The organism is Pseudoalteromonas sp. BMB (assembly GCF_001709235.1).
GTDB lineage: Bacteria > Pseudomonadota > Gammaproteobacteria > Enterobacterales > Alteromonadaceae > Pseudoalteromonas > Pseudoalteromonas maricaloris.
Map to the genome: position 1 here is coordinate 1 of NZ_MBQA01000069.1, position 558 is coordinate 558.

General features: G+C 49.5%; 1 protein-coding gene. It reads left to right on the forward strand.

All coding sequences use genetic code 11. The annotated features are described in order from the left end of the window. Positions 1-38 precede the first annotated feature (38 nt). On the forward strand, positions 39-558 hold a 520-nt coding region (locus BB427_RS06625; protein WP_069019716.1), incomplete at its 3' end, for a troponin.

Below are 558 nucleotides of genomic sequence, written 5' to 3' on the forward strand. Positions count from 1 at the left end.
GAGCATAACCTTCATAGATGGGTCCAATTCGGTGAAACATGGCGGATGAGGCGAAGCAGAAGGCTATGGATGAGAAGGAGAGGAAGAAGGCAGAGGTCAGGGCTCGGCTGGAAGCCGCAGCCGCTGGCAAGAAGGCTAAGAAGGGTTTCATGACCCCAGCCCGTAAGAAGAAGTTGAGGACCTTGTTGAGGAAAAAGGCCGCTGAGGAATTGAAGAAGGAACAGGAGAGAAAAGCAGAGGAGAGGAAGAGAACTATTAGCCAAAGGTGCGGACCTGCAAAGAACTTGGACGGAATTAATGAAGCTGCCTTACTGGCCATCTGCAAAGAATACCACAACAGGATCTCTCAGCTGGAAGACGCCAAGTATGATTTGGAATACGCTGTTAGGCAGAAGGACTATGTGATCAGCGAGCTGAACATGCAAGTCAACGACCTGCGTGGCAAATTCATTAAACCACCACTGAAGAAGATCTCCAAATTCGAGATGGGCAAGTTTGAGAAACTCATGAGAGCAGCCAAGAAGACTAGCAACGAGTTCCGCGCCAACCTGAAATCTG